The 12,038-nt window shown below is 63.3% G+C and carries 9 protein-coding genes; 6 read left to right on the forward strand and 3 right to left on the reverse strand.

Going from position 1 to position 12,038, the window contains the following annotated elements:
* The first annotated feature begins 37 nt into the window (after positions 1-37).
* Positions 38-685, forward strand: a complete 648-nt coding sequence (locus tag SU48_RS02645; protein ID WP_082869633.1) for a response regulator transcription factor — start codon at positions 38-40, stop codon at positions 683-685.
* Between the two features lie 10 nt (positions 686-695).
* Here the strand turns inward: SU48_RS02645 and SU48_RS02650 are convergent, their stop codons facing one another.
* Positions 696-1,508 (reverse strand): hypothetical protein, encoded by an 813-nt coding sequence (locus tag SU48_RS02650; protein WP_064013898.1) that lies wholly within the window; start codon positions 1,506-1,508, stop codon positions 696-698.
* A gap of 69 nt (positions 1,509-1,577) precedes the next feature.
* On the opposite strand from SU48_RS02650, the gene SU48_RS02655 reads away from it, so the two are divergent.
* From SU48_RS02655 to SU48_RS02670, 4 genes are all read left to right on the forward strand, one after another.
* Positions 1,578-1,988 (forward strand): ComEA family DNA-binding protein, encoded by a 411-nt coding sequence (locus SU48_RS02655; protein WP_064013899.1) that lies wholly within the window; start codon positions 1,578-1,580, stop codon positions 1,986-1,988.
* Between the two features lie 25 nt (positions 1,989-2,013).
* Positions 2,014-4,323 carry a DNA internalization-related competence protein ComEC/Rec2 gene (locus SU48_RS02660; protein ID WP_082869634.1) on the forward strand — a complete coding sequence of 770 codons (2,310 nt, stop codon included), beginning with the start codon at positions 2,014-2,016 and terminating at the stop codon, positions 4,321-4,323.
* Between the two features lie 144 nt (positions 4,324-4,467).
* The gene (locus SU48_RS02665; RefSeq protein ID WP_064013901.1) at positions 4,468-5,460 is read left to right on the forward strand and encodes a malate dehydrogenase; all 993 of its coding nucleotides are present in this window, start codon (positions 4,468-4,470) and stop codon (positions 5,458-5,460) included.
* Positions 5,461-5,840: 380 nt separating this feature from the next.
* Positions 5,841-6,815: a ferritin-like domain-containing protein gene (locus SU48_RS02670; RefSeq protein WP_064013902.1), complete on the forward strand. Its 975-nt coding sequence runs from the start codon at positions 5,841-5,843 to the stop codon at positions 6,813-6,815.
* Positions 6,816-6,905: 90 nt separating this feature from the next.
* Here the strand turns inward: SU48_RS02670 and SU48_RS02675 are convergent, their stop codons facing one another.
* The gene (locus SU48_RS02675; protein WP_064013903.1) at positions 6,906-8,291 is read right to left on the reverse strand and encodes a Vgb family protein; all 1,386 of its coding nucleotides are present in this window, start codon (positions 8,289-8,291) and stop codon (positions 6,906-6,908) included.
* Positions 8,292-8,413: 122 nt separating this feature from the next.
* The gene (locus SU48_RS02680) at positions 8,414-9,811 is read right to left on the reverse strand and encodes a tetratricopeptide repeat protein (protein ID WP_064013904.1); all 1,398 of its coding nucleotides are present in this window, start codon (positions 9,809-9,811) and stop codon (positions 8,414-8,416) included.
* A 354-nt stretch (positions 9,812-10,165) separates the two neighbouring features.
* Between SU48_RS02680 and ftsH the strand changes: the two genes are divergently transcribed.
* Entirely contained in the window at positions 10,166-12,031 is a 1,866-nt protein-coding gene (gene ftsH, locus SU48_RS02685) for an ATP-dependent zinc metalloprotease FtsH (protein ID WP_064013905.1), read from the forward strand.
* Positions 12,032-12,038 lie beyond the last annotated feature (7 nt).

A 12,038-nucleotide genomic window follows, 5' to 3' on the forward strand; every position in this document is an offset into this window, starting at 1 on the left:
AAAATTTAACATTAATTTTCCTACCTAAAGGTCAGGCATGACCCCGGTGCGACTCCTCGTGGCCGATAGGCAGCCCCTGATGCGTCAGGCGTTGGCGGCGTTGCTGGGGCCAGCCGACGGCGTAACAGTGGTGGGGCAGGCCGCCGATGCCGCGCAAGCCTTGGCGCTATGCAAAACGTTGTGCCCCGATGTGCTGCTCTTGGATGTGCGCTTGCTGGTGCAGGGCGGCGAGAACATCAAGGCGATTTTGAGCTGCAAGAGTGGCCCCCGCATGGTCTTGTTTGCCGACGATGACCAAGTGAATGCGGCGGTGGCAGGCATAGGAGCAGGCGCGGCAGGCTGCCTGTTCAGAGACGCAGAGCTGCGTGAAGTGCTGACTACTCTGCGCCGTGTCCATGCCCGAGAAGTGGTTATGCCCGCCACAGTGATGCAGGCTTTTGCTCAGCAGAAGAGGGAGGCTGCAGCCATCACTGAAGCCCTAACCAAGCGGGAACTGGACGTCTTGTGCTTGCTGGCCGATGGGCAGGCCAACAAACAGATCGGCTCTCAACTCGGTCTGGCAGAAGGAACGGTTAAAGTTTATGTGGGCAACATTTTGGGCAAATTAGGGGTGACTAACCGCACCGCCGCCGTGTTGCGGGCCACCGATTCCGGTCTGCTGTGCGCTTGCCAATACGCCTCGTAACCTTTTTGCCCTACTTCCGCAGCCCTTTCAGCAGCGGCCCCCGCTCCTTCAACGCCTTTTGAAAGGCCTGTGCGTCGTTCATGGGTGCGGCGGCTTTGGCAGGAAGTGCTGCGCGGGCGGGCTGTCCGGGCAAATTCTTGGTTCCCAATGGGCTGGCCCCAGCGAAGCGGCGGGCGCGGAACATGCCGGGGTGTTCTTCGAAGACGGCCGTCACGCCGTCGGGCAGGGCGGCGAGGTGGGCGGCAAACTGGCGTTCCTGAGCCAATTCCGCGTGGGCCGCGCCTGTGCCGAGTTCGCCCAATAGGCGGTCTATCAACGCAAACACGCGGGCAGCGTAGGCGTCCACTTCCTCGCGGCGGGGCAAGTACCCCCGGTGGATCACCCGGTTTCGGAAGTCTGCGCCCAAAGCTTTGGCAGTCAAAAAGTCCGGTTCGCGGCCCTCACGCAGTAAGTAGGCCAGCGCCATCATGCCCACCTGCCGCTCGGATTGGCTCGACACATGCCGCCATGTGGATTCCAAGATGCCCGCCGCGCCATCAAAGTCGGTTTGGCCCGCCAATGCAGCCCGCTCTAGGGCAAACGAGCGCACATAGAATTCAAAAAAGCGTTCCAGTGCGGCGGCAAAGCTGGCAACGGCTTCACGGGCGTAGCCGTCCATCAGGGCGCGGGTGCCCAGATCGAACAGCACTTCAAACTTCTGTTTGCGAACGAACACGCAAAAGCGCGTGCTGCACTGCGGGCAAGTCACGTCATGCACGGCGCTGTCGGCAAATTCCACTTGCACTTCACGCTGGCAATGGGGGCACACGGCGGGAAAACGCATGGCTGGAGTGTAGCGGCCCGGTTAGGCAAGCGGTGTGACCACCCAGTTTTTTAAGTTTAGAGTGCCCCTGTGAACATCTGGAAGGGCGACCTTTGGAAGCAGGCCGACACGGAACGAAAATGGGCGTTGGCTTTGGCTGCAGGCGTGCTGCTGCTCGGCGGGCTGACACTGGGGCCAGCGTTGTTTCCGTCGCCGCGAGTGCCTACGCTGACGCGCCAAATGCTGCCGCCTATTGCTGCCGCGCCGAGTGCCGACCCTCCAGTCTACCCGCGCACCGCCAGCGTGCAGCCGCTCATTTCGGGCCGCCTGAACCTGAATACAGCCAGCACCGAGCAACTGGAAGCCCTGCCCAAAGTGGGGCCGAGCATGGCCGCCCTGATCGTTGCGGCCCGCCCACTGCGCTCGTTGGCCGATCTGGACGCGATTAAGGGCGTAGGCGAAAGCACCCTGAAAGCCCTCACGCCACTGGTCTCGTTTTGATCCTCGGCCTAGTGGGTCAACGCTGATGGCCGTTCCCCTTCAGCCCCATGAGGTGGTCACTGGACGCCACGCGGAGAAAGGAGGCGTTGCGCCGCGCCGTACAGCACCTCGTCCCTTGCCCAAATTTCCCGCTTCCCCCACCTCTGGCGGACGCCTCGCGTGGACGGTTCCTGCCGTGCTAGGCGTGATCGGCGGCATTCTGCTGGGGCTGGGTATCGGCTGGGGCGGTTTGGCGGTGGTGGTGGGCTTATTGCTGGCTTGGTTCGATGCTCGCCCGTTGTTGGCAGGAGCGGCCCTGCTGGGCGGCGCGGCAGGCTTCGGCTCCGTGCGCGTGCAGGCCGCCCAACCTGACCCCATGACCCCGTGGATTGGTGCACAGGTGACGCTGACGGGCGACTGGGACGGCCAATTCCTGACACTACATGACCCACGCGCACGGCTGGCGGTGGCCCCCAAACCCGGCATTCCCACAGGCCGCGTCACGCTCAGTGGGCGGCTGGTGCGTCCCGACAGTCGGCGCATTCCCGGCGGCTTCGATCAGGCGGCGTGGCTGCGCTCGCAGGGGGGGTTGTTTTTGCCCACGCCAACCGCCGTTCTGATGGCGGCTCAGGTGCGCTCCAGCACCCCCGAAAACGGCCTGCGCGGGTGGTTCCGGCGTGGCTTGACCGTGGGCCTCGGCCAACGCGAAGCGGCGCTGATGCAGGCCATCGAACTTGGAGACCGCAACGACATCGGGCAAGAAAAGTTCGCGGAAGGCTACGGCGTGCGCGACGCCTTCAACCGAGCGGGGCTGGCGCACCTGATGGCCTTGTCGGGCCAAAACGTGGCCCTGATTACGGGCGTGCTGATCTGGCTGCTCACGCGGGCGGGTGTGCCGAACCTGTGGCGCTACCTCGCCCCCGCCTTGCTGCTCGTTCCCTATCTGGTGCAGTTGGTGGGGTTTTCGCCCTCCATCACGCGGGCCGTCATCATGGGCTTCGCGGTCATGATCGGGCTGGCGGTGGGGCGCGGCAAACCCGATGGGCTGGGCATCACGGCGTTCGCGGCGTTGGCCTGCCTGCTCCCTTTTCCCATGTGGCTGCTGGATGTTGGCTTTCAGTTGTCGTTTTTGGCGGTGTTGGCGCTGCTGTTGTCGGGCAAAGTGGCGGCGTTGCTGCCCCCCAAGTGGCCGATGTGGCTCCGGCTGGCCCTTGTTGCCACCGTGCTGGCCGAATTGGGCACGCTGCCCATTATTGCCAGCACTTTTGGGCAGATTCCGCTGGTGGGCCTGCCTGCCAATCTGCTGGCGGGAGCCGTGATGGTGGTGCTGGTGCCGCTGGGCTTTTTGGCGGGATTGCTCGGCCCTGCCGCCATTCTGATCAACTGGCTGGTGTCCATTTTTGCCAACATGCTGCTCCTGATTGCCGAAACCTTTGGCCGCGCCCCGGTGCTGAGTTGGGGCACCGTCAGCGCCGCCGGATACGTGGCCTACGCGCTGGCGGCGGGCGCGGGCGTGCTGTGGCTGCGGGGCCGAATTCGTGCGCCCGCCGCGCTGGGTACGGTGCTGGCCTGCATGGTGTTCACCGCCCTCCCGCCGCGCCTGAATCCTCCCTGCGAAATTGTGTTTTTGGACGTTGGGCAAGGGGATGCCACCCTAATCCGCTTGCCGGGATTCACGGCGTTGGTGGACGCGGGCGGCAGCGTGAATTCCGACTACGACGTGGGAGAGCGCACGGTGCTTCCGGCGTTGCGGGCGCTGGGTGTGCGAAAGCTCGATCTGCTGATCGCCACGCACGCAGACACCGACCACATCGAAGGCATTTCGGGCGTGCTGCGCGGCTTGCCAGTAGGAGAAATGTGGGTGGGCCACCTCAAAACCGATGACCCCGTGCTGACGGCGGTGCTCCTGACCGCCCGTGAACGCCGCGTGCCCGTGCGCGAGGTGCGGCGCGGCGACCAACTGAAGGTGTCCGGCCTGACCCTGAATGTGCTGTGGCCGGTGGGCAACGTCTGGAGCACCGAAGACAACGACAATTCTGTAGCAGTGACGCTGGAATTGCCCACTGCTGGGGGCAAGCTGTGGCGCACCGCCATTTTGGGTGACCTTGCCGACCCCGCCGAAGCTCTGATCAGCGCGGGCAAACTGGACTTGCTGAAGGCTGCACATCACGGCAGCCGTTTTTCTACCGGGCAAACCGTACTGGCCCAGACCCGCCCCGAAGACGTGCTGATCAGCGTGGGCGCACGCAACACCTACGGCCATCCTCATCCCACCGTCTTGGCCCGTATACAGGCGGTGAGGGCTAAGGTCTGGCGAACGGATCAGATGGGGACGGTGCGCTGGCCGTTGCCCTAGCGGGCGGATCGTGGAGTGTAAATCGTGGAAACAGCAAAACCACTCTTTTGCCCTTCTCTTTTCCCGCGATCCACGATCTCCCCATCACCTCCCGCTTCCCGCGTTATTGTTGTACAGACTTCAATCTTTCAGGAGGATTTACCCATGACCACCAAACCACCCGTTCGCGTTGCCGTCACTGGCGCAGCCGGACAGATCGGCTACAGCCTGCTGTTCCGCATCGCGTCCGGCGACATGCTGGGCAAAGACCAGCCCGTGATCCTGCATCTGCTGGAAATCACGCCCGCGCTCAAGGCCCTCAACGGCGTCGTGATGGAACTCCGCGACTGCGCTTTCCCGCTGCTGGCCGACATCGTGACCAGCGATGATCCGATGGTGGCCTTCAAGGACATCGATTACGCCCTGCTGGTGGGCGCGATGCCCCGCAAAGCTGGCATGGAACGCGGCGACCTGCTGAGTGCCAACGGCGGCATCTTCAAACCGCAGGGTGAGGCGCTGAATGCTGTGGCGAGCCGGAACGTGAAAGTGCTGGTGGTGGGCAACCCCGCCAACACCAACGCCCTGATCGCCCAGCAAAACGCCCCCGACCTGAATCCTGGACAATTCACGGCGATGGTGCGCCTCGACCACAACCGCGCCATTTCGCAATTGGCCGAGCAGACCGGGAAGCCCGTCAGTAGCATTCAGAATCTGACCATCTGGGGCAACCACTCCAGCACGCAGTACCCCGACCTGAGCGCCGCCACGGTAGACGGCCAGCCCGCCCTTGATCTGGTGGAGCGCGACTGGTACGAGAACAGCTACATTTCTACGGTTGCCAAGCGTGGCGCGGCCATTATCGAAGCACGCGGCCTCAGCAGCGCGGCCAGTGCCGCCAGCGCCGCCATCGACCATATGCGCGACTGGGCGCTGGGCACGCCGGAAGGCCAGTGGGTCAGCATGGGCATTCCCAGCGACGGCAGCTACGGCGTTCCCGCTGGCCTGATCTACGGCTTCCCCGTGACCTGCAAGAACGGCCAATACGAGATCGTGCAAGGTCTGGAAGTCAGCGACTTCAGCCGGGGCAAAATGGACGCCACCGCGCAGGAACTGACCGAGGAACGCGACGAAGTACGCAAACTGGGCTTGGTCAAGTAGGAGTTACAAAACAACAGCTGAAGCACAGCAGGTTAAGCACAACAGTTCAGAAAGGGAAGCGGGCGTCATGGCCTTGCTTCCCTCTTCGTTTGGTCTTTGGGGGCCGGTAACCAAGTGCCTGCGCTCTGTCTGCTTTGGATGGGCGTCACACAGAAGATTTTCGTCCGGAATCGCAGGAGTGAAGTTATTTACAAATTCATCCCGCGTTAATACATTCCGGGTCAGTGATCCAATCTGCGGGCGGCGGCATACAAGCAAGTCAAAGGGACGCTTTACCAGATCGAGACCGCTGCTGTTTGCGGGTTGCCCCGTCCTTTGGCTGCCTGCGCCTGCTGCCCGCCCTTGCCCCCATTCATTTTTCTGTACCCGGAGGATCCACCATGAGCAACGATACCAGCAAGCCCGCCAACAGCCGCCGCCAATTCCTCGGAGCCGCTGGCCTGATGGGCGCAGGCGCACTGATCGCCGGATGCGCCCCCGTGATTGCTGCCCCCCCGGTCAAGGCCAACCTTGACGCGACCATCTTTAACTTCGCCCTGAACCTCGAGTACCTTGAAGCCGCGTTCTACCTCGCTGCCGTGGGCCGTTTGGGTGAACTGGACGCCGTGGGCGGCAGCAGCGCCAAAGTTGCATTGCCCACTGCTTTCCGCGCCAACGCATTCAACGGTGTGGGCGTGCCCATGAGCGACACCATTCGTGCCTACGCCACCGAAACCGCCAACGACGAGAAGGCCCACGTGGCGATCATTCGTAAGGTTCTGGGTAACGCTGCCGTTGCACAGCCTCAGATCGATCTGGCCGCTGCCTTTGAAGCCGCTGGCCGCGCCGCTTCCGGCGACGCCATCAAGGGCTTTGATCCCTTCGCCAACGAACTGTTCTACCTGCACGGCGCATTCATCTTTGAAGACGTGGGCGTCAGCGCTTACAAGGGTGCCGCCCGTTTGCTGGTCGATGACAAGCCCGGCGGTAACCTCGAGAACGCCGCCGGAATCTTGGCCGTCGAGGCCTACCACGCTGGCTCGATTCGTACCATCCTGTACGCCCGCCGCAACGACCCCGCCGCCGCTGGCCTGAACGTGGGCCAAGTGGTGCAGGCCATCAGCAACCTGCGCGACGCCGTAGACGGACGCGACGACGCCGACAAAGCCATCAGCCGCGATCAGGGCATCCTGAACGACGGTCTGCCTGCTGGCACGGCCAACATCGTGCTGGCCGACGAAAACTCCATCGCCTACAGCCGCACTCCCCGTCAGGTCGCCAACATCGTGTTCCTGACCGGCGACAGCACCGCGACCAAGGGCGGCTTCTTCCCCATGGGACTCAGCGGCGACTTCAGCGCCATTCTCGCCCTCTAAACCTCTACAGCAAGTGCCCCCAGTGCAAGTTGGCTGGGGGCACTTTTTGGTGTCCGGAACGAGGTTAATGCTTCTGCTCTTTCTGGCCCACTAATCCAGTCTGACCAATTGCCCCGCCGCCTCGTACCACACGCTCCCGTCTGGGCCGACAGCGAGGGCGTGGGGGCCGTTGCTTTTGCCGTTCTGGGTCAGCACGGGCACGGTCAGGGTGCTGGTGTCGCCGCTCTGGGCGCGGTACAGGCGGGAGTGCGTGGGATCGCCCACCCACAACGTGCCGTCTGGGGCCACTGCCAATTCAGTCGGGCGTGCGCCAACGGGCAGGGCCAACGGGGTCTGCTGGCCTGTGCTCGGGTGCAGGTTCCACACCGTTCCCGTGCGGGCTTCTATAAACCACAGCGTGCCGTCGGGGGCAGCGGTCAGGGCGTCGGGCAGGCTTTTGCCGGGAATGCCCACCTTGAACACGGTGGTCTTGCCTGTGTCCGGATCAAGCCCGATGACGGCTGGGTCGGCATAAAAGCGGGTGTAGTACAGGTGCCCGCCCGCGCCGAGGGTCAGGTCTTCGGCGTTTTCTTCTACGGCGTAAGACGTGACCTCGCCGCTGGCCGGATTCAGGGCGGCCACGCGGTCACGGGTGTACTGGGTAAACCAGACCCGGTCTGCGGTGGGTGTGGCGCTGTTGATGGTGTCGGCGGTGGCCCCCACAGCATGCCGTTTGATCTGGCCCGCCCTGTCCCGCGAGACCAATACGCTGCCGTCACTCAGGGCACTCCGAACTGTGACCCACACGCGGCTATCTGGGGCAACCGCGTGGCTGGTGATGGTTTCGAAGCCGCCTAGGCCGAAGCCCAGCAGAGTAAAGCTGTTCTGGGCCGGATCGAAGCGCACCAGATGATGACGCCCCTGCTCGTTCGCGCTGGCTGGGGCACGCAACAATACACTTCCGCCCGCCTCGAAGTTCATGCCGCTGGCCTCGTATGGACTGCCCGCGCCCACCACAATCGGCTGTACCGCGAAGGTCAGCACGGGTAGGGTCAAGGTGGCGCTTTTGCCCGCAGAGGTCACGGTGACGGTCACGGCTTTGGTGGCCGTGTTGGTCATACTGCCCTGTACCCGCAGTGGAATCAGCGTGTCTGTGCCGTCTAAGCGGGCGGGTTCTGCCGTGACGGTCAACCCGGCGGGGGCGCGGTCTACCGTCACCGTCACTGCTCCGGTAGAGGCGACCCGTACCGTCGCCCCGGCATCGGCACTGCCAATCAGGGCCAACGCCTGATCTGCACTTGCTTTGAGGCTGGCGACAGGGGGCGCGGTGTTGGTGCCGCCGCCCTGCCCACCCGTGACGACGGGCGCAGGCGGCCCCCCACAAGAGGCCAGCAACAAAGCGGCGGCCAGCAGCGGCGCGAACAGAGCGGCGGGCGTTCGGCGGGGCCTGTTTCCAGCCCGTTCAGTGGGGCGGGCAACCGTGAGGGGAGGACGCATAGGCGCAGTTCACACTATGTTCCCTGACTTCCGCCTTACATTCTGCACCCAGAAGAATAGATCTTTTCAACTAAACTGCTTGCCACTAATTTCGGTACAACACAGGTGGCGGCCCCCTCAGTTCAGTTCAGGGTGCGTCCGCCGCTGCCCATCAGGGCCTCCGCTTTTCGCAGATGATCGCGCAGGGTCACGTGCCAATCGTCGCTTTCGGGAGTGTGGGCCAGAGCCTGCTGGGCGTGGGCATACGCCGCCGCCGGGTTCAAGAAGCCCTGTTGGGCCATCACGTCGGCGGCCATCTGGTGGCCCGTGACCCAGTCCCGGCTATCGGGGGCGGCCTCGCGCACCACGCGCTCGTAGTGTTCTAGGGCGTCGTCGAGATGGTAGTAATCCAGCGCCACGCTGCCCAGCACGAGACTGGCGGGAACCACCGCGCCCTGCGCTAGCGCTTGCTCGGCAGTTTGCTGCGCTTCTTGCAGGCGGCCTAGGCGGTAGTCGCATTCGGCCATATCGGCCAACACTTCGGGCAGATAGGGATATTCGGGGTCTTGCAGCACGGCTTCTAGGCGCTCGCGGGCATCAACTGGGCGGTCTAAATCCAGCAGGGCCACGCCTAGTTCGTGGTTGGCATACGGCCTGTCGGGTTCACTCGCCAGTTTCAGGGCTTCCTCGAAGGCGGCAATGGCCTGTTCCTGCAAACCCAGATGGGTCAGAATTTGGCCGCGCACCAGCGCTACGCCGTAGCTGGGGTCGCCGTGTTCGCGCTCCAGCCGGGCTGCTTCCTTAATCGCTTCGTGCGCGGCGTCGGGCTGTTCCAGGTTCAGCATGGCCTGCGCCCGCAAGTAGTACCACGTCGCCAGATTCAGCCCTTCGTCGGGTTCCTGTCCGGTGTACAGGGCGCGGGCTTGGTCTAGGGCAGCGCTGGCTTCCGCCGTCTGGCCCACCGTCAGCATCAGCGCGGCTTGCTCCTGCAACATGATCGCCCGGTTCAGGCCGCTCGTCAGGTGCGCGGCCTCGCCGTACAGGTGAATGGCATCCGTCGTATGACCCAACTGCTCCTGACTGTCGGCCTGCCACGAACGCAAGCGCCAGCGCAGATGCTCCGGCAGTTCGGTGCTGGGCAGCGCGATATCCAGCGCCTCCTGCGGCTTTTCGGCCAACGCGAGGGCGCACATGGCGTGAAAGCGGGCCAAGGGATCGGCAGTTTCGCGCACGGCAGCCGGGGGCGGCGTGGCCTCGCCCTCGCGCAATCGGGCATCCAGTTCGGCCATCAGCGCCACATACAGCGGCTCGGTTTGTAGAGCGGCGTCCAGCATGCGGGCTTCGCGCAGGGCCAGGGCCACTTCGTTGGTGGCCATCTCTCCGTACAGCGCATGGACACTGGCGACATACAGGGCGATCCGCGCCCGTTCGTGTGTTCCGGCTTCCCGCATGGCGCTGTCCAGCACGTTGAATGCCGTGTCGTAATCGCCCCCTGCGAGAGCCGTGCAAGCCTGCTGCCAGGTGGTGGCGACCTCAATCATTACCCACCAGTTTAGCGCGGAAGGGAGAAAGGATGAGTGGTGAGTGGTCAGCGGTGAGTGCGAAGGACAAAATCGGGCGGATCGTGGATCGTGGCGATGTGAAACGAATCTCTAGGGTTGTTGCCAACTTGCAAGGTCAAAGACGCTGACGCTCATGCCCACCCGCGCCCTTCCCACGTTCCACGATCCACCCACCACGCTCTATCCCCCGCCCCTGAGCATTTGCTCAAGCCAAGGTGTGACGCTGCCTACACCCACACATCTTGAGTCTGGTACACTCAACTTCATGGAGCATCCGTCGGCTTCACCCGCCTATTTCCCCCCTTCGCACTCTCTAATTCTGGAGGATTTCTCTTGAAGCGGTTGAATCCCTGGCTGATCGTTCTGTTCGTGCTGGCGCTGTTCCTGATGTTCTCTCAGGCACCTCTCAGCGGGCGTGCTACGGTCAATTACAACGAATTTAAGAATCTGCTCGATCAGGGCGTCATCAAGACGCTGGTGGTTCGGGAAAGCATCGGCACCGTTACGCTGGACGCCCCCTCTCAGGTCAATGTCAATACGCCGCAAGGCCCTCAACCCCGCGAAGTTCCCGGCTTTACCGTGCGCTTGCCCGGTAGCCTCGCTACCCCCGACAGCGGTCTGATCGGGGAACTCGAAGCCCAGAACGTGAATTACCGCTTCGAGGCTCCCAGCCAGTGGCTGAATATCATTCTCAGCCTGCTGCCCATTTTGCTCTTGTTCGGCATGATGTACTTCTTCTTTATGCGGGCGCAGGGCGGCCAGAGCGGCGTCATGCAGTTCGGCCAAAGCAAGGCCAAGAAGTACGGCAAAGAAAACCGCGTGCAGACCAAGTTCACCGACGTGGCCGGACACGAGGAAGCCAAGCGCGAACTGATCGAAGTCGTGGATTTCCTCAAGAATCCCGGCAAGTACCACCAGATCGGCGCGGAAATTCCCAAGGGTGTGCTGCTGGTCGGCCCTCCCGGCACCGGTAAAACGCTGCTGGCCCGCGCTGTGGCCGGAGAGGCCGATGTACCGTTCTTCAGCGTCAGCGCCTCCGAGTTCATGGAAATGTTCGTGGGTGTGGGGGCCAGCCGTGTTCGCACGCTGTTCGAGGACGCCCGCAAGAGTGCGCCCGCCATCATGTTCATTGACGAAATCGACTCGATTGGCCGCAAGCGCGGTGCAGGCATCGGCGGCGGCCACGACGAGCGCGAGCAGACGCTGAACCAGATCCTCTCGGAAATGGACGGCTTCGACAAGACCAGCAACGTGATCGTGCTGGGCGCGACCAACCGCCCCGACGTGCTGGATTCTGCCCTGCTGCGCCCCGGACGCTTCGACCGTCAGGTGACGATTGACTTGCCCACCCTGAAAGAGCGCGAAGCAATCCTGAAGGTACACCTGCGCAACAAGCCAATGGCTCCCGGCGTAGACGTGCCCGAAATTGCCAAGAGCACGCCCTACTTCAGCGGCGCAGACCTGAAGAACGTGACCAACGAAGCCGCGCTGGAAGCCGCCCGCCTCAGCAAGACCCAGATCGACATGAGCGACTTTTACCGGGCGCTCGACAAGATCACGCTGGGTCTGGAGAACGGCTCGCTGAACGTCAGCCCCGAGGAGCGCAAGGCGATTGCCTACCACGAGGCCGGACACGCCGTCACCTCCGCCGTGATCCCCGGTTCCGACAAGCTCCAGAAAGTCAGCATTATTCCGCGTGGGCGTGCGCTGGGTGCCGCGTTCTACCTGCCCGAAGAACAGGTGCTGATGAGCAAGGAGCGCCTGGAAAACCAACTGGTCGTGGCTCTGGGTGGCCGCGCCGCCGAAGAAGTCTTCATGGGCAACGTGACGAGCGGAGCCGCCGACGATTTCCGCAAGGCCACCAACATCGCCCGCAAGATGGTGCTGGAATGGGGCATGGGCGAGAACTTCAAGAACATGGCGCTGTCTACCGAAAGCGGCCCCGTGTTCCTGGGTGAAGACATGGGCCGTCCCAAAGCCTTCAGCGAGCACACCAGCCAACTCGTAGACGAGGACGTGAAGCGCATCCTCAACCGCGCCTACGAACGCGCCCGCCAACTGGTCAGCGACTACACGCCCGCCATGCACGAAGTTGTGGAAGCCCTGCTGAGTCAGGAACTGATTACGGGTGACGTGGTACGCGCCGCCGTAGCCAAGATGGGCGGAAGCCCGGAGCCGATGCCGCAAACGACGGCCTGAGCCTTAC

Origin of the sequence: Deinococcus puniceus, from assembly GCF_001644565.1 — a bacterium.
Classification (GTDB): Bacteria; Deinococcota; Deinococci; order Deinococcales; family Deinococcaceae; genus Deinococcus; species Deinococcus puniceus.

Bases quoted from the DNA above. Each gene is read 5' to 3' on its own strand.
- SU48_RS02680 (WP_064013904.1), bottom strand. From the start codon at position 9,811: ATGATTGAGGTCGCCACCACCTGGCAGCAGGCTTGCACGGCTCTCGCA.
- SU48_RS02650 (WP_064013898.1), bottom strand. From the start codon at position 1,508: ATGCGTTTTCCCGCCGTGTGCCCCCATTGCCAGCGTGAAGTGCAAGTG.
- SU48_RS02645 (WP_082869633.1), top strand. From the start codon at position 38: ATGACCCCGGTGCGACTCCTCGTGGCCGATAGGCAGCCCCTGATGCGT.
- SU48_RS02665 (WP_064013901.1), top strand. From the start codon at position 4,468: ATGACCACCAAACCACCCGTTCGCGTTGCCGTCACTGGCGCAGCCGGA.
- SU48_RS02675 (WP_064013903.1), bottom strand. From the start codon at position 8,291: ATGCGTCCTCCCCTCACGGTTGCCCGCCCCACTGAACGGGCTGGAAAC.
- SU48_RS02670 (WP_064013902.1), top strand. From the start codon at position 5,841: ATGAGCAACGATACCAGCAAGCCCGCCAACAGCCGCCGCCAATTCCTC.
- SU48_RS02660 (WP_082869634.1), top strand. From the start codon at position 2,014: ATGGCCGTTCCCCTTCAGCCCCATGAGGTGGTCACTGGACGCCACGCG.